This window comes from Pseudomonas sp. 86_A (genome assembly GCF_017491705.1).
Taxonomy (GTDB): Bacteria; Pseudomonadota; Gammaproteobacteria; order Pseudomonadales; family Pseudomonadaceae; genus Aquipseudomonas; species Aquipseudomonas koreensis.
Genome location: NZ_JAFGYS010000015.1, coordinates 114,927 through 134,448, shown reverse-complemented (window position 1 = coordinate 134,448; position 19,522 = coordinate 114,927). Strand labels below are relative to the sequence as shown.

Annotated in this window: 15 protein-coding genes and 2 tRNA genes; 14 read left to right on the top strand and 3 right to left on the bottom strand. The window is 60.6% G+C overall.

What is annotated here, in order from left to right:
* Positions 1-84 precede the first annotated feature (84 nt).
* A complete protein-coding gene (locus J5M57_RS22745) occupies positions 85-1,092 on the bottom strand; it encodes a DUF481 domain-containing protein (RefSeq protein WP_169841157.1) in 1,008 nt (335 codons plus the stop codon).
* Between the two features lie 161 nt (positions 1,093-1,253).
* On the opposite strand from J5M57_RS22745, the gene J5M57_RS22740 reads away from it, so the two are divergent.
* The 4 genes from J5M57_RS22740 to J5M57_RS22725 all read left to right on the top strand — a co-directional run bounded on the left by J5M57_RS22740 (position 1,254) and on the right by J5M57_RS22725 (position 6,026).
* A complete protein-coding gene (locus J5M57_RS22740; RefSeq protein WP_169841158.1) occupies positions 1,254-1,607 on the top strand; it encodes an MGMT family protein in 354 nt (117 codons plus the stop codon).
* A 43-nt stretch (positions 1,608-1,650) separates the two neighbouring features.
* On the top strand, positions 1,651-3,210 hold the full coding sequence (locus tag J5M57_RS22735) for an AmpG family muropeptide MFS transporter (protein WP_169841159.1): 1,560 nt from the start codon (positions 1,651-1,653) through the stop codon (positions 3,208-3,210).
* Positions 3,211-3,339: 129 nt separating this feature from the next.
* Positions 3,340-5,055 (top strand): proline--tRNA ligase, encoded by a 1,716-nt coding sequence (locus J5M57_RS22730; protein WP_064586282.1) that lies wholly within the window; start codon positions 3,340-3,342, stop codon positions 5,053-5,055.
* A gap of 17 nt (positions 5,056-5,072) precedes the next feature.
* Positions 5,073-6,026 (top strand): hypothetical protein, encoded by a 954-nt coding sequence (locus J5M57_RS22725; protein WP_169841160.1) that lies wholly within the window; start codon positions 5,073-5,075, stop codon positions 6,024-6,026.
* Between the two features lie 85 nt (positions 6,027-6,111).
* Here the strand turns inward: J5M57_RS22725 and dinB are convergent, their stop codons facing one another.
* The gene (dinB, locus tag J5M57_RS22720; protein WP_083366826.1) at positions 6,112-7,173 is read right to left on the bottom strand and encodes a DNA polymerase IV; all 1,062 of its coding nucleotides are present in this window, start codon (positions 7,171-7,173) and stop codon (positions 6,112-6,114) included.
* 280 nt (positions 7,174-7,453) lie between these two features.
* Between dinB and J5M57_RS22715 the strand changes: the two genes are divergently transcribed.
* The 5 genes from J5M57_RS22715 (at position 7,454) to J5M57_RS22695 (ending at position 12,885) form a co-directional block, all read left to right on the top strand.
* Positions 7,454-7,530, top strand: a tRNA-Met gene (locus J5M57_RS22715).
* Positions 7,531-7,750: 220 nt separating this feature from the next.
* A tRNA-Met gene (locus J5M57_RS22710) sits at positions 7,751-7,827 on the top strand.
* A 279-nt stretch (positions 7,828-8,106) separates the two neighbouring features.
* Positions 8,107-10,746: a bifunctional lysylphosphatidylglycerol flippase/synthetase MprF gene (gene mprF / locus J5M57_RS22705; protein WP_064586277.1), complete on the top strand. Its 2,640-nt coding sequence runs from the start codon at positions 8,107-8,109 to the stop codon at positions 10,744-10,746.
* Positions 10,746-12,038: a virulence factor family protein gene (locus J5M57_RS22700; protein WP_169841161.1), complete on the top strand. Its 1,293-nt coding sequence runs from the start codon at positions 10,746-10,748 to the stop codon at positions 12,036-12,038. Before mprF ends, J5M57_RS22700 begins: the two co-directional genes overlap by 1 nt.
* A 520-nt stretch (positions 12,039-12,558) precedes the next feature.
* Positions 12,559-12,885, top strand: a complete 327-nt coding sequence (locus J5M57_RS22695; RefSeq protein WP_207847160.1) for a DUF3077 domain-containing protein — start codon at positions 12,559-12,561, stop codon at positions 12,883-12,885.
* A gap of 161 nt (positions 12,886-13,046) precedes the next feature.
* On the opposite strand, the gene J5M57_RS22690 is transcribed toward J5M57_RS22695, so the two are convergent.
* The gene (locus J5M57_RS22690) at positions 13,047-14,948 is read right to left on the bottom strand and encodes a potassium transporter Kup (protein WP_169841163.1); all 1,902 of its coding nucleotides are present in this window, start codon (positions 14,946-14,948) and stop codon (positions 13,047-13,049) included.
* Positions 14,949-15,238: 290 nt separating this feature from the next.
* Here J5M57_RS22690 and rimO point away from each other — a divergent pair, with 290 nt between their 5' ends.
* From rimO to tsaA, 5 genes are all read left to right on the top strand, one after another.
* Positions 15,239-16,576, top strand: a complete 1,338-nt coding sequence (gene rimO / locus J5M57_RS22685) for a 30S ribosomal protein S12 methylthiotransferase RimO (RefSeq protein ID WP_003222282.1) — start codon at positions 15,239-15,241, stop codon at positions 16,574-16,576.
* Between the two features lie 203 nt (positions 16,577-16,779).
* Entirely contained in the window at positions 16,780-17,253 is a 474-nt protein-coding gene (locus J5M57_RS22680) for a GNAT family N-acetyltransferase (RefSeq protein ID WP_207847163.1), read from the top strand.
* Between the two features lie 157 nt (positions 17,254-17,410).
* Complete coding sequence (locus J5M57_RS22675; RefSeq protein ID WP_169841166.1) at positions 17,411-18,121, top strand: rRNA pseudouridine synthase; 711 nt, start codon at positions 17,411-17,413, stop codon at positions 18,119-18,121.
* A gap of 72 nt (positions 18,122-18,193) precedes the next feature.
* Complete coding sequence (locus J5M57_RS22670) at positions 18,194-18,661, top strand: DUF1456 family protein (RefSeq protein WP_064586259.1); 468 nt, start codon at positions 18,194-18,196, stop codon at positions 18,659-18,661.
* 9 nt (positions 18,662-18,670) lie between these two features.
* Positions 18,671-19,369: a tRNA (N6-threonylcarbamoyladenosine(37)-N6)-methyltransferase TrmO gene (gene tsaA, locus J5M57_RS22665; RefSeq protein WP_207847180.1), complete on the top strand. Its 699-nt coding sequence runs from the start codon at positions 18,671-18,673 to the stop codon at positions 19,367-19,369.
* The last annotated feature ends 153 nt before the right edge of the window (positions 19,370-19,522 follow it).

Here is a 19,522-nt window from a genome sequence, read left to right as displayed (position 1 = left end):
AGATCGCAGCCTTCGGCAGCGCCTGCACAGGATTGATGTACATCCCGCAGGAGCTGCCGAAGGCTGCGATCTTTTGCTGTTGACTTACCAGGCCACGCCAAACCCTGCGGTGTAGCGGGTCTTGTTCAAATCCGCGTCCTTGGTGCCGCTGATGATGTCGCGCTCGGCCTTGAGGTTGAGCGACGCCCAGTCGGTGACCTTGTAGCGCAGGCCCATCTCGGCATCCAGCGCGTAGTTGGCGACGTCAGACAGCGGCTTGCCCAATTCGCCATTGGTGAAGAACTCGACTTTCTTGCCAATCAGGTAGCGGTTGTAATCCCACTTCATGGCGACCGAATAGAAGTTGTCCTTGCCGCCATCGCTGTACTCGTAATCGGTACGGTTGAGCAGCGAACCCAGCGAGAAGGCGCCCAGCTCGTCATCCCAGAACTGGTAACCCGGACCGGTACCGACCACACGCTGACGCGACAGCTCTTCGACGAAATCACGCTTGTAGTTCAGACGACCCTGCCAGAACCACTTGTCGGTGAGGAAGCGGTCAAGGGAATATTCAGCGCGCCAGTTATTGGTGGTGACCTGTTCGTCCTGCACTTCGCGGTTGTATTCGCCTTCGGCGGTATGCCGCCAGCGGCCATGACGTGCCGTGGTCTTGAAGTCGATGTCGTAGTCGTCGGTGTCTTTTTCGGCGCGTTGATAATCCAGGGCCAGGCCGACGTTGCCCTTCCAGACCAGATCCTCGACCACCGGTTTAGGCTTGAGAATCTGTTGGATACTCGCCAGCTCCACGGTTTTCGGCGCTTCGCCATTGGCCAGGGTGACCTTGCCGTCATCGGCTGCGGTCAGTGATTTGGCCTTTTCGCCGTTGTAAGCGTCCTGTTTGACCAACAACTCTTGATCACTTTCCAGGGTCTTGACCTGCTTCCAGTCGATCGCGACCGCACCCGCGTATTGGGTCTGGATCAGCAATTTGCCGCCATCGAACAGGGAAATTTTGCCGCTCAGCTTGTCACCGTTCTTCAACCAGACGGTATCGGCAAGCAGGGGCGTGGACGCGCTGAAGACAGCAAGGCACAGCAGGGTTCTGGACAACATAAGCGGATCGAGGGCTCAGGATTACAAAAAGGTCGGCATTATCCGTAGGAATACGCCCGTGACAAGGACTGACCGGGCGATTTCCATTGAGTTCATTTCTCAATTGGCACATCACGGATTAGGCTGGCCTCATCACCCACCCATGTTCAGGAATTGCGCACGTGACAGACACACCCCGCGAGCCAGACAGCGAAGCGCAAATCCGACGCACGGCGCTCTACTCGACCCTCGCCCAAGTGCCGGAAGGCAAAGTCGTCAGCTATGGTCAGTTGGCCGAACTGGCGGGGTTGGGGCGCGCCGCCCGCTGGGTCGGCCGGACCCTGAGCCAGTTACCTGCCGATACGCGACTGCCATGGCACCGGGTTCTGGGCGCCGGCGGTCGGCTCAGCCTGCCGCTGGGCAGCCCTTCAGGGGACGAGCAACGGGCACGCTTGCGCGCTGAAGGGGTCACCGTCCTGAACAATCGTGTGGATATTCAGCGCCATGGCTGGCGTCCGGTAGAGCACAGCGGTTAGAGTGCGCGCTTTGTTTTCGCAATCTTGAGGCAGACTTCAGCCCATGCCCCGTAAAACCTGGCGCGCCGCGCTCGCCGCCTATGCCAGTCCTTCGACGCTCGTGCTGTTGTTGCTCGGTTTCGCTGCCGGCCTGCCGTACATGCTGGTATTTTCCACGCTTTCCGTCTGGCTGCGTGAAGCCGGCGTGGCCCGTGAAACCATCGGCTACGCGAGCCTGATCGGCCTGGCCTATGCCTTCAAATGGGTCTGGTCGCCTTTGCTCGACCAATGGCGCCTGCCTTTATTGGGCAAGCTGGGCCGCCGCCGTTCGTGGCTGGTGCTCTCGCAAGCGCTGGTGATCCTCGGCCTGATCGGCATGGGCTTCTGTGACCCGCAGAAACACCTGTCCTGGCTGATCGCCATTGCCGTCATCGTCGCCTTCGCCTCCGCGACCCAGGACATTGCGGTCGATGCCTATCGCCTGGAGATCGCCGACGACAGTCGTCAGGCCGCGCTGGCCGCCAGTTACATGTCCGGTTATCGCGTCGCCGCCCTGCTCGCCACAGCGGGCGCGCTGTTCTTCGCCGAGGGCTTCGGTTCTACCGGGTTCAACTATCAGCATTCGGCCTGGACCGGCACCTACGCCCTGTTCGGGGTATTGATGGTCCCTGCCCTGCTAACCTCGCTGCTGATGCGCGAACCGCCAGTGCCGCTGCGCACGCAGTTGCAGGCCGGCCGCTACAGCTTCGCGCATCAACTGGCCTCGGTGTTCGTGCTGATCGTGCTGCTGGTGTCCGTTCCGGCAATGTTCACCCAGCTGTACAACACCGATTTCGCCAGCGTGCTGTTCGGCAGCATGAGCCCGCTCGACCTTCTGCTCGAAGACCGTGCCTTCCTGCGTGCCATCCTCTATACGCTGCTGACCGGCCTGTGCCTGTCGACCATGGGCCGTCGCGGCCTGGCGCCGGTGCTGACCCCGGTCAACGACTTCATCGTGCGCTACCGCTGGCAGGCGCTGCTGTTGCTCGGGTTGATCGCCACCTATCGCATGTCCGACACAGTGATGGGCGTGATGGCCAACGTGTTCTACATCGACCAGGGCTTCACCAAGGACCAGATTGCCAGCGTCAGCAAGATTTTCGGCCTGATCATGACCCTCGTCGGCGCGGGCATGGGCGGCCTGCTGATCGTGCGTTTCGGTATCCTGCCGATCCTGTTCATCGGCGGCGCGGCGTCGGCCGCCACCAACCTGCTGTTTGTGATGTTGGCCGACATGGGCCCGAACCTGCAGATGCTGGTGGTGACCATTTCCCTCGACAACTTCAGTTCCGGGCTCGCGACCTCGGCGTTCGTCGCCTACCTGTCGAGCCTGACCAACCTGAAGTTCTCGGCAACCCAGTACGCCCTGCTCAGCTCGATCATGCTGTTGCTGCCGCGTCTGATCGGCGGTTACTCAGGGGTGATGGTCGAGAAGTTCGGTTATCACAACTTCTTCATGATCACCGCGCTGCTCGGCGTACCGACCCTGTTGCTGATCGCCCTGCACTGGTTCCAGGAAAACCGCCGCGAAGGCCCGACACCAACGCCCGAGCCTTTGCCGACGTCCGTCGTGGAAGAGTCGTAGGACATTTCACATACGGCGGGAGGAATCCCGCCGTTGAGCCTCACCGCCGAGCGCAATCCTGTACGTCGGCAACTCTCGCCGGTACACTGCTCCGTCATTTCCAGTCATAGCAACCGACAACGGCCAACCATGCGCACCAGTCAATTTTTGCTCGCCACACAGAAAGAAACGCCTTCCGATGCGGTCGTCGTCAGCCACCAGCTGATGCTGCGCGCCGGCATGATCCGCAAACTCGCTTCGGGCCTGTACACCTGGCTGCCGATGGGCTTGCGGGTCATGCGCAAGGTTGAAGCCATCGTTCGCGAAGAAATGAACGCTGCCGGTTCTCTTGAAGTGTTGATGCCGAGCACCCAACCGGCCGAGCTGTGGCAGGAATCGGGACGCTGGGAAGAATACGGCCCTGAGCTGCTGCGCATCAAAGACCGCCACGGTCGCGACTTCTGCGCGGGCCCGACCCACGAAGAAGTGATCACCGATCTGATGCGCAACGAGTTGAGCAGCTACAAGCAGCTGCCGATCAACCTGTACCAGATCCAGACCAAATTCCGTGACGAAATCCGCCCACGCTTCGGTTTGATGCGCGGCCGCGAATTCATCATGAAGGACGCCTACTCGTTCCACGCCGATCAGGCTTCGCTGCAGGTCACCTACGACCGCATGCATCAGGCGTACTGCAACGTGTTCACCCGTCTGGGCCTGAAATTCCGTCCGGTTGAAGCCGACAACGGTTCGATCGGTGGTGCCGGTTCCCACGAGTTCCACGTGCTGGCCGAGTCCGGCGAAGACGATATCGTCTTCAGCAACGGCTCCGACTATGCGGCGAACATCGAGAAAGCCGAAGCCGTGCCACGGGAAACCTCGCGCCCAGCGCCGACCGAAGAACTGCGCCTGGTCGATACCCCAGACACCAAGACCATTGCCGCACTGGTGGAAAAATTCAATCTGCCGATTGAAAAGACCATCAAGACCCTGATCGTCCACGCCGAAGAGCCAGGCAAGCTGATTGCGCTGGTCATCCGTGGCGACCACGAGCTCAACGAAATCAAGGCTGCCCAGCAGCCAGGCGTTGCCAGCCCGCTGGTCATGGCTTCCGACGCCGAACTGCGTGACGCCATCGGCGCCGGCGCCGGCTCCCTCGGCCCGCTGAACCTGCCGCTGCCAATCATCATCGACCGTTCGGTCGAGCTGATGAGCGACTTCGGCATCGGTGCGAACATCGACGACAAGCACTACTTCGGCGTGAACTGGGAGCGTGATCTGCCGGTTCCGACCGTTGCCGACCTGCGTAACGTGGTCGCTGGCGACCCAAGCCCGGACGGCAAGGGCACTCTGGAAATCAAGCGCGGCATCGAAGTCGGGCACATCTTCCAGCTGGGCAACAAGTACAGCAAGGCGATGAAGTGCGAAGTGCTGGGCGAGAACGGCAAGCCGGTCACCCTGGAAATGGGTTGCTACGGCATTGGCGTGTCCCGCGTGGTCGCGGCTGCCATCGAGCAGAACAACGACGAAAAAGGCATCATCTGGAGCGACACCCTGGCGCCGTTCCAGATCGCCCTGGTACCGCTGCGTTACGAAACCGAGCAGGTGCGCGAAGCCACTGACAAGCTGTACGCAGAACTGACTGCGGCCGGTTTCGAAGTGCTGCTGGACGATCGCGACAAGAAAACCAGCCCGGGCATCAAGTTCGCGGACATGGAGCTGATCGGCATTCCTCACCGGATCGTGGTCAGCGACCGCGGTCTTGCCGAAGGCAACCTGGAATACAAGAGCCGTACCGAGTCCGAAGCGCAAGCGCTGCCGGTCGCCGATGTGGTGTCCTTCCTTCAGGCCCGTATCCGCCGCTGAATCCAGATAGAGACCTCATGTTCAAGCGAAACACCTTGGGCCTCGGTGGCGCCGCCTTGTGCGGCGCCCTGCTGGTCAGCGGCTGTGCCAATCAAATGTCACAACGCAGCGAGCACGAAGAGCGGGTCGAGCGCAAATTGCTCGATCACAGCCTGCAGATCGATGTCGGTGAGCCCAAGGTGCTTGAGCTGCCGCAGCGACGCGTGAAAATCAACGAGCAGAAGACCTTCGAAGTCACCGAGTTCGAAGTCACCCGCCGTTATGACCGCTACACGCCTTACCAGCCCTGGCGCGAAATCTACGAGATTCCGCTGGGTGCTGTGGCCGTGGTGGCGGGTGTCGGCGCGAATGTGGTCAACGTGTTCGCCCTGGGCAACCTGCCGGACAGCGTGACCAAGGACTGGCTGAGCTACGGCATTGCCGGGATCAACCCGTTCATGAACGTGCCGTCCCATGGTCGTGCGCAACAGAACCTGGCCGGTATCGATGAAGTCCAGCGCGACAAGCGCATGGAGTATTCGAGCCTGCCGTGGAGCGAGCGACCGGTGCAGGTCAAGGCCGGCAAGCAGACCTTCGACATGACCACCGACCGCAACGGCGTGCTGCGCCTGAACCTGCTGGACAGCCCGTTCGCCGAAAATGACCTCAATCATGTCGGCAAGCTGCAGATCAGCGTCGAGGACGGCAAGGATGACGTGCACAGCGACACGTCCCTGACCATTAGCAGCCACCTGCGCAGCAAATTGCTCGAAGCGCACGGGCTGATCTACGACGATCTGGAAGACGACGAAGTAAGCCAGTGGGTGCACCGGGTCAAACGCCTGTCGGAACTGGGTCTGGAAGAAGAAGCCAGCGAGCTGGAACAAAGTCTGATCGAACTGACGCGCAACGATCCTGAGTTGCAGGCGGAGTTTCTCAAGTCGCTGACCAAGGATGCCGGGCGCTTGGTAGCGGATCCGGGACCGAATTAAGCCTTAAAAGATCGCAGCCTGCGGCAGCTCCTACAGGGAACACATTCCAATGCAGGAGCTGCCGCAGGCTGCGATCTTTTGACTTTTAACGCTCAAACAACTCCATCTGCTCAAACCCGCCGCGCAAATCTTCCAGCCTTACCCCCACTCCCAGCAAGCGCACCGGTTTCCCACCGCGATTGAACGCCTGCGTCAGCATCAACTGATAACTGCCCAGATCCCGCCCTGCCCCGGCCTGTTCCAGTGTGGTCTGGGTAAAATCGTGAAACTTCACTTTGACGAATGGCTTGCCCGGTCGATAACTGCTGTCGATCCGCTCCATACGGGTCTTCAGGGTTTCCAGCAGCTCCGGCAACTTGTCCAGGCAACTGCGCAGATCCGGCAGATCAACATCGTAGGTATTTTCCACGCTGATTGACTGACGACGGCTGTCGTTGTGCACCAGCCGGTCATCGATCCCACGGGCCAGACTCCACATTCGCTCACCGAAACTGCCGAATTCACGCACCAGCGCCAGCTTGTCCCACTCGCGCAACTGCAAACAGTCGACGATGCCGAGCTTGCCCAGTTTGTCAGCGGTGACTTTGCCGACACCGTGCAACTTGCTCACCGGCAAGCCGCTGACAAAATCCTCGACCTGATCCGGGGTAATCACGAACAGCCCGTTGGGCTTCTTCCAGTCGCTGGCGATCTTGGCCAGAAACTTGTTCGGCGCGACCCCGGCAGAAACCGTGATGTGCAACTGATTGGACACCCGCCGCCGAATATCTTGCGCGATGCGCGTGGCGCTGCCGCCGAAATGTGCGCTATCGGAGACGTCGAGATACGCTTCATCCAGCGACAGCGGCTCGATCAGGTCGGTGTAATCGCGGAAGATCGTGTGGATCTCTTTAGAGGCTTCGCGATAGGCGTCCATGCGTGGCTTGACGATGGTCAGGTCCGGACACAGCTTCAGCGCATGCCCGGACGACATCGCCGAACGCACGCCATAGGCCCGCGCTTCATAGTTGCAGGTGGCAATCACCCCGCGTCGATCCGCCGAGCCGCCCACCGCCAACGGTTTGCCGGCCAGGTTCGGGTCGTCGCGCATCTCGATGGCGGCGTAGAAACAGTCACAGTCGACGTGGATGATTTTTCGCTGGGTCATGACAGAAAAGGAAACATGGCGAGCCGGATCCGCAGTATCTCACTGACACCTGTATATAGCACCAGTGGTCTGAATGTTCTTTTCCGGCTATAGGAAAATACCGTTGAATTTATTTTTTCAATCGTAAATCGCACACTGATAGAGCTGAAAGCCTTGCCCCACCTGCCCTGTGGCCCCTTACGCAGAACCCAAAAAGCCGCTAACCAATTGAACAGGAACAGATTTATCCAGATTCAAGGTTGACAGCCCGGCGATCCTCTGTAGAATGCCGACACACAGACGCGGGATGGAGCAGTCTGGTAGCTCGTCGGGCTCATAACCCGAAGGTCGTCGGTTCAAATCCGGCTCCCGCAACCAAACATCAAAAAAGGCTACTCGAAAGAGTGGCCTTTTTTGTGCGTGCTCGTTTTTCCAGCCAGCCTCTGCATCACGCATGGAGACGCGCACAGGAATTCTTTGCATTTCCGAAACTTATCGCGTCGCTGCGACCGTTTGACGCAAATTCACACTTATTTGACCCTTTACGGGATTAGCGGTTGACACCTCGCCGTTCGCCTGTAGAATGCCGCCACACAGACGCGGGATGGAGCAGTCTGGTAGCTCGTCGGGCTCATAACCCGAAGGTCGTCGGTTCAAATCCGGCTCCCGCAACCAAACATCAAAAAAGGCTGCTCGAAAGAGTGGCCTTTTTTGTATCTGTGGAAAAAGTCCTTTCGCAACAATGATCTGTCACGCTGCAGTGAAACGCTCAGGATCGTCAGACCCACCGCGTTGCGACTATGCTTGAGTCGCAGGCAAGACGTCTGCAATCCATGACCCGCCCTCGCCGATACCCGATGAGAGGCGTAGTATTTTGTGATTATTTTTTTCTACAGGGATTGGTAACTTGGCTGGATACCTCCATCCTGTCGCGCACAATCCAAGAGGTGATTGATGCGCGCCAACTCGTCTGATTCACAAGACACCGTCACAGCAGATCATCCGATCAAGCCCGAGCGCCTGCGCTTGCTGGATCGGTTGAGCAAATATCGCCAGCCGATCGGTCTGGCCGTCACTTTACTGCTGTTTGCCATTGCGCTGATTGCCTGTCGCCATCTGTTGAGCGAACTCGATCTCTACGCCCTGCACGACTCGATCCTGGCCGTGCCAAAACCGGCGCTGCTCGGTGCCTTGGGTGCGACGGTCGTCGGCTTCATTATCCTGCTCGGCTATGAATGGTCGGCCAGCCGCTATGCCGGCGTGACCCTGCCGCCGCGCACTCTGGCGCTGGGCGGCTTCACCGCGTTTGCAATTGGCAACGCCATCGGCCTGTCGCTGCTGTCCGGCGGCTCGGTGCGCTACCGTTTATATGCACGACATGGTCTGGGGGCGTCGGAAGTCGCGCACATGACCCTGTTCGCCAGCCTCTCGCTGGGTTGCGCCCTGCCCCCGCTGGCCGCCCTCGCGACCCTGAGCAACCTGCCCGCTGCTTCCGCTGCCCTGGGCCTGTCAGAAGGCCTGCTCGGCACGATCGCCATGGTGGTGCTGGGGCTTGGTGCGATTCTGGCGATCGGCATCTATCGCCGACGCCTGCCAGAGCAGCCGTACCGCGACAACCTGCTGGTCCGGGCCGGTCGGCGGACGTTGCGCCTGCCGGGCCGACGCCTGACCTTCCTGCAACTGATCATCACCGCCCTCGACGTCGCCGCTGCGGCCACCGTGCTTTATCTACTGCTGCCGGAAGCCCCACCGTTCGGGGCCTTCCTGCTGGTGTACCTGCTGGCCCTGGCCGCTGGCGTCCTCAGCCACGTACCGGGCGGGGTCGGGGTTTTCGAAGCGATCCTGCTGGCCGCATTCGCCGACACGCTCGGTGCCGCGCCACTGGCGGCTGCTCTGCTGCTCTATCGCCTGATCTACGTGGTGCTGCCGTTGCTGGTGGCCTGCCTGTTTTTGCTGATCAACGAAGGCCAGCGCCTGTTCCAGACCCAGACCATGCGCGCAGCGTCTGGTCTGGCGGCGCCGATTCTGGCGGTGTTGGTGTTCCTGTCTGGCGTGGTCCTGCTGTTTTCCGGCGCGACACCGGAGATCGACACTCGTCTGGAACACATCGGCTTCCTGATCCCGCATCGTCTGGTCGACGCCTCGCACTTCGGTGCCAGCCTGATCGGCGTACTGTGCCTGATGCTCGCTCAGGGTCTGCGCCGTCGTCTGTCGGCCGCGTGGATGCTGACCACCATTCTGTTGCTGGTCGGCGCCCTGCTCTCCCTGCTCAAAGGCTTCGACTGGGAAGAAGCCACGCTGATGACCCTTACCGCGGCGTTGCTGGGTGTGTTCCGGCGCTCGTTCTATCGCCCGAGCCGCCTGACCGAATTGCCGTTCTCGCCGCTGTATCTGGTGGCCAGCCTGTGCGTACTCGGTGCGTCGACCTGGCTGCTGCTGTTCGCCTATCAAGACGTGCCGTACAGCCATCAGTTGTGGTGGCAGTTCACCCTCGACGCTGACGCACCGCGCGGCTTGCGCTCGTTGCTCGGTGCCGCCGTGCTGTTGCTGGTGATCGCCCTGACCTGGCTGCTGCGCACCGCCCGTCCGGTGATCCACCTGCCGACTCCGGACGAACTGGATCGCGCCGCGAAGATTCTGATGGCCTCGTCGCAACCCGACGGCGGCCTCGCCCTGACCGGCGACAAGGCGTTGCTGTTTCACCAGAACGACGAAGCGTTCCTGATGTACGCCCGCCGTGGCCGCAGCCTCGTGGCGCTGTACGACCCGATCGGCCCTGGCCAGCAACGCGCAGAAATGATCTGGCAGTTCCGCGACCTGTGCGACATCCATCACGCCCGCCCGGTGTTCTACCAAGTGCGCGCGGAGAACCTGCCGTACTACATGGACATCGGCCTGACCGCGATCAAGCTTGGCGAGGAGGCACGGGTCGATCTGCATCGCTTTGACCTGGAAGCCAAGGGCAAAGAGATGAAGGACCTGCGCTACACCTGGAACCGTGGCACCCGCGACGGCTTGTCGCTGGAAATCCACGAGCCGGGCCAGGCGCCGATGGACGAACTGAAAGTGATTTCCGATGCATGGCTGACCGGCAAGAACGTGCGTGAGAAAGGCTTCTCCCTCGGCCGCTTCAGCGATGATTACCTGAAGCATTTCCGCATTGCAGTGATTCGCTTCGAAGGCCGCCCGGTGGCGTTCGCCAACCTGCTCGAGACGTACAGCCATGACCTGGCCAGTCTCGACCTGATGCGCGCGCACCCGGACGCCCCCAAGCTGACCATGGAATTCATGATGGTCGGCCTGATTCAACACTATAAGAGTCACGGATACGCGCGCTTCAGCCTGGGCATGGTGCCGTTGTCGGGGTTGCAACCCCGGCGTGGTGCACCGCTGACCCAGCGTCTGGGCTCGATGGTCTTCCGCCGTGGTGAGCAGCTGTACAACTTCCAAGGCTTGCGCCGCTTCAAAGACAAGTTCCAGCCTGACTGGGAACCCCGTTATATGGCCGTGCCCGCCGGACTCGATCCGCTGGTGGCGCTGGCCGATACTGCTGCCCTGATCGCGGGCGGCTTGACTGGATTGGTGAAACGCTGATGATTCAACGCTCCCTGAAGTACATCCTGGCCGCACTGATCGTGCTGGCCTTGATTGCCGGCGGCGGTTACTGGTACCTCAAACGCCCGGCACCGCAACCGACCCTGCAACCGCTGACGGCCGCCGACGGCACGGTCATGACCCGCGTCATTCCGGGCACCCAGCCCAAGGCGCAGGTGCTGGTGGCGGTCAATGACGACCAGAAGCTGACCGACAACCAACTGAGTACCCTGAGCCGCAGCGCCTCGGCGCAGATCGTTCAGGTGATTCTGCCCAAAGACTGCCTGCAACAGAGCCGCGCCCTGCAAACCGGCCTGCGCGAACTGAATGGCCCGGCCACGCTGGTCAGCGGTATCGGCCCTGGCGCCGTGCTGGCCTGGCGCTGGTTGTCCGAGCAAAAGGACGACAAGGCCCAGGCCATCTCGGTTGACCTGGCCCTGGAAAAACCCGGCTGCACCCACCTGCTGCCCAAGTCCGCTGCCCACGGCCACTGGCTGGTGGCGTGGAACGACAACCCGGACGATACCAGCGCCGGTTTCGTGCGCGATCAACCGAACGCCGAAACCAGCATCAGCGACTACGACATCAATCTGCCGCAAGTGCTGAACAACGAACTGCGCAAAATCCTCGTCGGCGGCGACAAGGCCAACGGTGGTCTGGCGATCCCGGTGGTTGAAGTGCCGGCCGGTCAGGCCAAAGACACCGTGACCCTGTTCCTCTCCGGTGACGGCGGCTGGCGCGACCTCGACCGCGATGTGGCGGGCGAGATGGCCAAGATCGGTTACCCGGTGGTCGGCATCGACACCCTGCGCTATTACTGGCAGCACAAGAGCCCGGAGCAAAGCGCACTGGACCTGACCGAACTGATGCAGCACTACCGGCAGAAGTGGGGCACCAAGCGCTTCATCCTCACCGGTTATTCGTTCGGTGCTGACGTGTTGCCGGCGATCTACAACCGCCTGCCGGACACCGAGCAGCAGCGCGTCGACGCCATTATCCTGCTGGCCTTCGCCCGCACCGGCAGCTTCGAAATCGAAGTCGAAGGCTGGCTCGGCAACGCTGGCAAAGAAGCCGCCACCGGCCCGGAAATGGCCAAGCTGCCAGCCGCCAAAGTGGTGTGCATCTACGGCGCCGAGGAAACCGACGAAAGCGGCTGCACCGACAAGACCGCAGTGGGCGAAGCGGTGAAGCTGCCTGGCGGCCACCATTTCGACGAGAACTACCCGGCACTGGCCAAGCGTCTGGTGGACCTCATCGAGAAGCGTCAGAACAAGGATCAGCCGGCAGAGTGATCTGAGCCGGAAAAACCAAAAGCCCCCGCAGCCTTACAGTTGCGGGGGCTTTTTTACATCTCGGACCATGATCCCATTCCCCTGTAGGAGTGAGCCTGCTCGCGATAGCGGAGTGTCAGTCACTGATTTGCAAGCTGACACTCCGCTATCGCGAGCAGGCTCACTCCTACAGGGAATTGCGTGTCCGACGTGTAGTTTTGTTTACTTCCCGTCTCTCAATATCGGATGACGCCCACAGACCTTGTAGGCAAACTCCGAATCTCATATTTGAGCGGCTTGCTGCCCTGTTGCGCTGTTTTTTGACGGGATACTCTCCAGACGTCGCTGACTCATTCAGCGATCGGGTGTGGTAACCCGGAGAAACCAATACGACAGCAAGCTCATCGAGTTTTGGCGGCTGTGCGTGGGACGCTTTCGGGCGTGCCGGTTTCTTTGGTTCCCGGTTTACCACCCTGCGTACAGCTGCCTCCCTTTCGCGTGGTAACGAAAGTCGCGGCACTTCGAACCAAGGAGTAACACGATGACCGAAACTGATCAGCACGGACTCGCACACCTTAAAACCGTCGGCTTCACCCCTTTGCTCTACAACTCGGATCAAGCGTTCTTCAACGTCCGCGCCGGCATCCCGATCATCGATGCCCTGTCCCAATCCTCCGACCTGCTGTCCCTCGCCAAATCCTTCGCCGAGGACGCTGCCTTCATCAAAGACACCGACCGCTATGCCTGGGCTGCGCATTACCTGACGGTGATGGGCAAAGCCTTGATTGATGACGTGATCCAAGCGCTGACCCATCGACCTGCGCGAACGGATACCGAGTCTGAAGTAGATGTGCCTGTGAGGTTTTAGAGGTTTGAAGATCAAAAGATCGCAGCCTTCGGCAGCTCCTACAGGTTTCGCATTCCATGTAGGAGCTGCCGAAGGCTGCGATCTTTTGATCTGAAGTTGCCGACCACAAAAAAGCCCCCGCCAGCCGCAAGGCTGACGAGGGCTTTTCAGTTGAGGCGGGGTTACATCTCCACCTGCGTCCCCAGCTCAATCACCCGGTTCAGCGGCAGATTGAAGAAGCGCAAATTGCCGTTGGCATTCTTCAACATGAACGCAAACAGTGCTTCACGCCAACGCGCCATGCCCTCGAGTTTCGAGGCAATCACCGTTTCGCGGCTGAGGAAGTAGGTGGTGCGCATCGGGCTGAAATCCAGATCATCCAGATGGCACAGCTTCAGCGCCTGCGGCACGTCCGGCTCGTCGGTGAAGCCGAAGTGCAGGATCACCCGGAAGAAGCCCTCCCCGTGCGCCTCGACCTCAAAGCGTCGTGATGGTGGTACACGCGGGATGTCTTCGTAGACCACCGTCAACAACACCACCTGCTCATGCAGCACCTGGTTATGCAGCAGGTTGTGCAACAGCGCGTGCGGTACGGCGTCGGAACGCGCAGTGAGGAACACGGCGGTGCCCTGTACCCGGTGCGGGGGTTGCACGCGGATGCTGCTGATGAAGATCGGCAGCGGCAACGCACCTTCGTCGAGGCGTTCGACCAGCAATTGCTTGCCGCGCTTCCAAGTGGTCATCAGTACGAACAGCGCGATACCGGCAATGACCGGGAAGGCACCGCCCTGGACGATCTTCGGCACGTTGGCGGCGAAGTACAGACCGTCCACCAGCAAGAAGCCGATCAGCACCGGCACCGCGAGGATCGGCGGCCACTTCCACAGCAGCAGCATCACCGCCGATACCAGAATGGTGGTCATCAGCATCGTGCCGGTCACCGCCACGCCGTAGGCCGAAGCCAGTGCGCCAGAGGATTCAAAGCCAAGCACCAGCAGGACCACGCCGACCATCAGCGACCAGTTCACCGCGCCAATGTAGATCTGGCCCTGCTCATCGCTGGAGGTGTGCTGGATGTACATGCGCGGGATATAGCCGAGCTGGATCGCCTGACGGGTCAGGGAGAACGCGCCGGAAATGACCGCCTGCGAGGCAATGACAGTCGCGAGGGTCGACAGCCCCACCAGCGGAATCAGTGCCCAGCTTGGCGCCAGCAGGTAAAACGGGTTGCGCGCCGCTTCCGGATTTTCCAGGAGCAAGGCACCCTGACCGAAGTAGTTCAGCACCAGTGCCGGCAGCACCAGCAGGAACCACGCACGGGCAATCGGTTTGCGGCCGAAGTGGCCCATGTCGGCATACAACGCTTCGGCACCGGTCAGCGCCAGCACCACCGCGCCCAGGATCGCCACACCCATGCCCGCATGCACCATGAAGAAACGCACGGCCCAGACCGGGTTCAGCGCATGCAGCACCTCCGGCGTATGGCTGATGCCATACACGCCGAGGGCGCCGAGGACGAGGAACCAGGTGACCATAATCGGCCCGAACAGAATGCCAATTCGCGCGGTGCCATGGCTCTGGATCAGAAACAACCCGACCAGCACCACCAACGACAGCGGCACCACCCAATGGTCGATGCCATCAAACGCCAGCCCCAGACCTTCAATCGCCGACAACACGGAAATCGCCGGGGTGATCATGCTGTCGCCATAAAACAGCGCCGCGCCGATCAGTCCGCACACCACCAGCAACGACCGCAGCTTCTTGCGATGCCCCGCCGCGCGACGCGCCAGCGCGGTGAGCGCCATGATCCCGCCCTCGCCCTGGTTGTCCGCGCGCAGGACGAACATCATGTATTTGATCGACACGACCCAGATCAGCGACCAGAAGATCAACGACAAAATGCCCAGCACCCCATCGTGATTGACGGGCACGCCATAGCCGCCGGAAAACACTTCTTTGAGGGTGTACAACGGGCTTGTGCCGATGTCGCCGTAAACCACCCCGACTGCCGCGACCAGCATGCTCAACGGTTTTGCAGCCGAATGCTCGGCGCCCGCCGCCTGACTACTTGCCTGACCCATCCAACACTCCTACTTCTCAGAACCGGCTTCTTTGAATGAAGCACTATGCTTTGTGGTGCAGCATGCGCTGTTTTACCCGTTGTTACAGACGTTTTGTTGACTGTAAAAAATTGGTAAAGCTCAACGGCGCGAAGCATAGCGCAGCACTCGTCGTATTTCCCTGCATAAAGCTGGTCAAGTGCGTTGCTCATCGCTAGAATTGCGCACTTTTTGATCAGAGGCGCGCCCTAAGCGCCCGTCCGTCGGCTTTCCCTCACGGTGAGCGACGTCACAAAATACCGAGGTTAGACATGTCCACCACTCCTGCGCCGGCCAATCCAAAGGTTGGCTTCGTATCTCTGGGTTGCCCGAAAGCACTGGTCGACTCCGAGCGCATCCTGACCCAGCTGCGCATGGAAGGCTATGACGTGGTGTCCACCTATCAGGACGCCGATGTCGTGGTGGTCAACACCTGCGGTTTCATCGACTCGGCCAAGGCTGAATCGCTGGAAGTGATCGGTGAAGCGATCAAGGAAAACGGCAAGGTGATCGTCACCGGTTGCATGGGCGTGGAAGAAGGCAACATCCGCGACGTGCACCCGAGCGTGCTGGCCGTGACCGGTCCGCAGCAGTACGAGCAAGTGGTCAACGCCGTGCACGAAGTGGTGCCACCGCGTCAGGATCACAACCCGCTGATCGACCTGGTGCCGCCGCAAGGCATCAAGCTGACCCCGCGTCACTACGCGTACCTGAAGATTTCCGAAGGCTGCAACCACAGCTGCAGCTTCTGCATCATCCCGTCGATGCGCGGCAAACTGGTCAGCCGTCCGGTCGGCGACGTACTCGATGAAGCCCAGCGCTTGGTCAAGTCAGGCGTCAAAGAGCTGTTGGTGATCTCGCAAGACACCAGCGCCTACGGCGTCGACGTCAAATACCGCACCGGTTTCTGGAACGGCGCGCCGGTGAAAACCCGCATGACCGAACTCTGCGAAGCGCTGAGCACCCTTGGCGTCTGGGTGCGTCTGCACTACGTTTACCCGTACCCGCACGTTGACGAGCTGATCCCGCTGATGGCCGCCGGCAAGATCCTGCCGTACCTGGACATCCCGTTCCAGCACGCCAGCCCGAAAGTGCTGAAGGCGATGAAACGCCCGGCGTTCGAAGACAAGACCCTGGCACGGATCAAGAACTGGCGCGAAATCTGCCCGGACCTGATCATCCGTTCGACCTTCATCGTCGGCTTCCCGGGCGAAACCGAAGAAGACTTCCAATACCTGCTGAACTGGCTGACCGAAGCCCAGCTCGACCGCGTCGGCTGCTTCCAGTACTCGCCGGTCGATGGCGCGCCCGCCAATGATCTGGACCTGGAGGTGGTGCCGGACGACGTCAAACAAGACCGTTGGGAGCGCTTCATGGCGCACCAGCAGGCCATCAGCTCGGCACGCCTGCAAATGCGCATCGGCCGTGAAATCGAAGTGCTGGTGGACGAAGTCGACGAGCAAGGCGCGGTCGGCCGCTGCTTCTTCGACGCCCCGGAAATCGACGGCAACGTGTTTATCGACAATGGCAGCAACCTCAAGCCGGGCGACAAGGTCTGGTGCAAAGTGACTGACGCTGACGAATACGACCTGTGGGCTGAACAGATCTGACGCAGAAGCCACTGTAGGAGCTGCCGGAGGCTGCGATCTTTTGATCTTGAAAAGATCGCAGCCTCGTTTCACTCGGCAGCTCCTACAGGGATTGCGCTGATATCAAAAGCCCCGCTCTTTTTACAAGATGCGGGGCTTTTTTACGGCTATCGTTTGCTGAGGGAAGGACTCCCGCTTATCCACTTGAAAAGAGGCAGACGGGCATGCGTCAGCATTCGGTCATCCACACGCCGAAACTCAGCGACTATCAGGAACTGACCCAGGTCTGGGAGACCTCGGTTCGCGCGACCCATGATTTTCTGCCGGACAGCTACATCGAGTTGCTGCGCAATCTGGTGCTCACCCGTTACCTGGACGCGGTGATGTTGATCTGTACCAAAGATCATCACCAGCGCATCACCGGATTCGCCGGGGTCGCGGCGGGCAAGATCGAGATGCTGTTCATCGATCCCGCCCATCGAGGCCAAGGGCTGGGCAAGAAGCTGTTGAATTACGCCATGCAGCACCTGAACGCCGATGAACTGGACGTCAACGAACAGAACCCGCAGGCGCTGGGGTTCTACTTCAAGCAAGGCTTCGAAGTGATCGGCCGCTCGGAGGTGGATGGCATGGGCCAGCCCTACCCGTTGCTGCATATGCGCTTGCGGCAGAATCAGCAGCGCTCCAGCAATGGCTGACATAACCCAAAGCCCTGTGTAGGAGCTGCCGAAGACTGCGATCTTTGCTTTTAAAGATCAAAAGATCGCAGCCTTCGGCAGCTCCTACAAATGGAGCCGGGCTTAACCGGCGCCACACAGGTACAATGCCCACCCCTTTTTTTGTTACGGCCCTGTCATGACTGACCCGATTCGCCTCTCCAAACGCCTCATCGAACTGGTGGGTTGCTCCCGCCGCGAGGCCGAGCTGTTCATCGAGGGCGGCTGGGTCACCGTGGACGGCGAAGTGATCGACGAGCCGCAATTCAAGGTCGGCGACCAGAAAGTCGAGCTCGACAAGGACGCTCAGGCCACCGCGCCGGAGCCGGTGACCATCCTGCTCAACGCCCCGGCCGGCATGGACGTCGACACGGCCATGCAATCGCTCAGCGCCGAAACCCTCAGCGAAGAGCACCGTTTTAGTAAACGGCCACTGCGCGGCCACTTCCTGCGCCTGACCGCCAGCGCCGACCTGCAGCCCAAGGCCAGCGGTCTGCTGGTGTTTACCCAGGACTGGAAAGTGCTGCGCAAGCTCACCGCCGACGCGGCGAAGATCGAGCAGGAATACATCGTTGAAGTCGAAGGTGACATGGTCGCCCACGGCCTCAATCGCCTGCAGCACGGCCTCACCCACAAGGGCAAGGAGCTGCCGCCGGTCAAGGCCAGCTGGCAGAACGAAAACCGTCTGCGCTTCGCCATGAAAAACCCGCAGCCGGGGATCATCGCCCAGTTCTGCGAAGCGGTTGGCCTGAAGGTCATCGGTATTCGCCGCATCCGCATTGGCGGCGTGTCGATCGGCAAGGTTCCGCTCGGCCAATGGCGCTACCTGTCCGGCAAAGAGAAGTTCTAAGACTTCCACTGCCGTCACACATTCCGGCAGTGCGCCTGCGTGCTGCCCACAACGATTATCAGGATTGCCCACATGATTCATAACGACGTACTGCGCAGCGTGCGCTACATGCTCGACATCAGCGACAAGAAGGTTGTCGAGATCATCAAACTCGGCGGCATGGACGTCACCCTCGCCGATGTGATCACCTGGCTCGACAAGAAAGAAGAAGACGAAGAAGGCTTCGTGCGCTGCCCGGACGAAGTCATCGCGCACTTCCTCGATGGCCTGGTGATCTTCAAGCGTGGCAAGGACGAAAGCCGTCCGCCACAGCCGATCGAAGTGCCGGTGACCAACAACATCATCCTGAAAAAGCTGCGCGTGGCCTTCGAACTGAAGGAAGACGACATGCACGCCATCCTCAAGGCCGCCGAGTTTCCGGTGTCCAAGCCTGAGCTGAGCGCACTGTTCCGCAAGGTCGGCCACACCAACTACCGTCCGTGCGGCGACCAGCTGCTGCGTAACTTCCTCAAGGGCCTGACCCTGCGCGTTCGCGGCTGATCGCGGAACATGACTTACAGCGTCTCCCCCATCGGCTTCGTGCGTTCCTGCTTCAAGGAGAAGTTCGCCATCCCGCGCCAGCCGCAACTGGCCCCCGCCGCCCGTGGCGTGCTGGAACTGATGGCGCCGTTCGATCAGGGTGACGCTGTGCAAGGGCTGGAGCAGGTCAGCCATGTCTGGCTGCTGTTCCTGTTTCATCAGGCGCTGGAAGAAAAACCGCGCCTGAAGGTGCGCCCGCCACGGCTGGGCGGCAACAAGTCCATGGGCGTGTTTGCCACCCGCGCCACGCACCGCCCCAATGGCATTGGTCAATCGGTGGTGAAGCTGGACAAGGTCGAGGCCAACCGACTGTTCATCTCGGGTATCGACTTGCTCGACGGCACACCGGTTCTCGACATCAAACCGTATGTGCCTTACGCCGACATCATCCCTGACGCCGCCAACAGCATCGCCAGCGCCGCGCCACAGCTGATCGCCGTGCAGTGGACGGAGACGGCATTGCAACAGGCGCACGCCCATGCGCAGCGCCTTGCCGAGCCTTTGGTCGAGTTGATCGAGCAATGTCTGGCGCAGGATCCGCGCCCGGCGTATCAGACACCGGCGCCGGAGCGCGAGTACGGGGCGCAGTTCTGGGACCTGGACGTGCGCTGGCACTACCCGACAGCGGAGCAGATACGCGTGCTCGAAGTCATTCCTGCCACAGCCTGAGACCTCGCTCCATGCAGGAGCTGCCGAAGGCTGCGATCTTTTGATCTTGATCTTAAAAGATCGCAGCCTTCGGCAGCTCCTACATCGATTGTGGCAGGCATCAAGGAAATATTTCGAGCATAAAAAAGCCCCCATTGCCTGCATAGGCAATGG

What these genes read in the sequence shown, in the direction of transcription:
- J5M57_RS22675 (WP_169841166.1), top strand. Translation starts at nt 17,411, where the DNA reads ATGACTGACCCGATTCGCCTCTCCAAACGCCTCATCGAACTGGTGGGT.
- J5M57_RS22730 (WP_064586282.1), top strand. Translation starts at nt 3,340, where the DNA reads ATGCGCACCAGTCAATTTTTGCTCGCCACACAGAAAGAAACGCCTTCC.
- mprF (WP_064586277.1), top strand. Translation starts at nt 8,107, where the DNA reads ATGCGCGCCAACTCGTCTGATTCACAAGACACCGTCACAGCAGATCAT.
- J5M57_RS22695 (WP_207847160.1), top strand. Translation starts at nt 12,559, where the DNA reads ATGACCGAAACTGATCAGCACGGACTCGCACACCTTAAAACCGTCGGC.
- J5M57_RS22670 (WP_064586259.1), top strand. Translation starts at nt 18,194, where the DNA reads ATGATTCATAACGACGTACTGCGCAGCGTGCGCTACATGCTCGACATC.
- dinB (WP_083366826.1), bottom strand. Translation starts at nt 7,173, where the DNA reads ATGACCCAGCGAAAAATCATCCACGTCGACTGTGACTGTTTCTACGCC.
- J5M57_RS22725 (WP_169841160.1), top strand. Translation starts at nt 5,073, where the DNA reads ATGTTCAAGCGAAACACCTTGGGCCTCGGTGGCGCCGCCTTGTGCGGC.
- J5M57_RS22735 (WP_169841159.1), top strand. Translation starts at nt 1,651, where the DNA reads ATGCCCCGTAAAACCTGGCGCGCCGCGCTCGCCGCCTATGCCAGTCCT.
- J5M57_RS22680 (WP_207847163.1), top strand. Translation starts at nt 16,780, where the DNA reads ATGCGTCAGCATTCGGTCATCCACACGCCGAAACTCAGCGACTATCAG.
- J5M57_RS22690 (WP_169841163.1), bottom strand. Translation starts at nt 14,948, where the DNA reads ATGGGTCAGGCAAGTAGTCAGGCGGCGGGCGCCGAGCATTCGGCTGCA.
- tsaA (WP_207847180.1), top strand. Translation starts at nt 18,671, where the DNA reads ATGACTTACAGCGTCTCCCCCATCGGCTTCGTGCGTTCCTGCTTCAAG.
- rimO (WP_003222282.1), top strand. Translation starts at nt 15,239, where the DNA reads ATGTCCACCACTCCTGCGCCGGCCAATCCAAAGGTTGGCTTCGTATCT.
- J5M57_RS22700 (WP_169841161.1), top strand. Translation starts at nt 10,746, where the DNA reads ATGATTCAACGCTCCCTGAAGTACATCCTGGCCGCACTGATCGTGCTG.
- J5M57_RS22745 (WP_169841157.1), bottom strand. Translation starts at nt 1,092, where the DNA reads ATGTTGTCCAGAACCCTGCTGTGCCTTGCTGTCTTCAGCGCGTCCACG.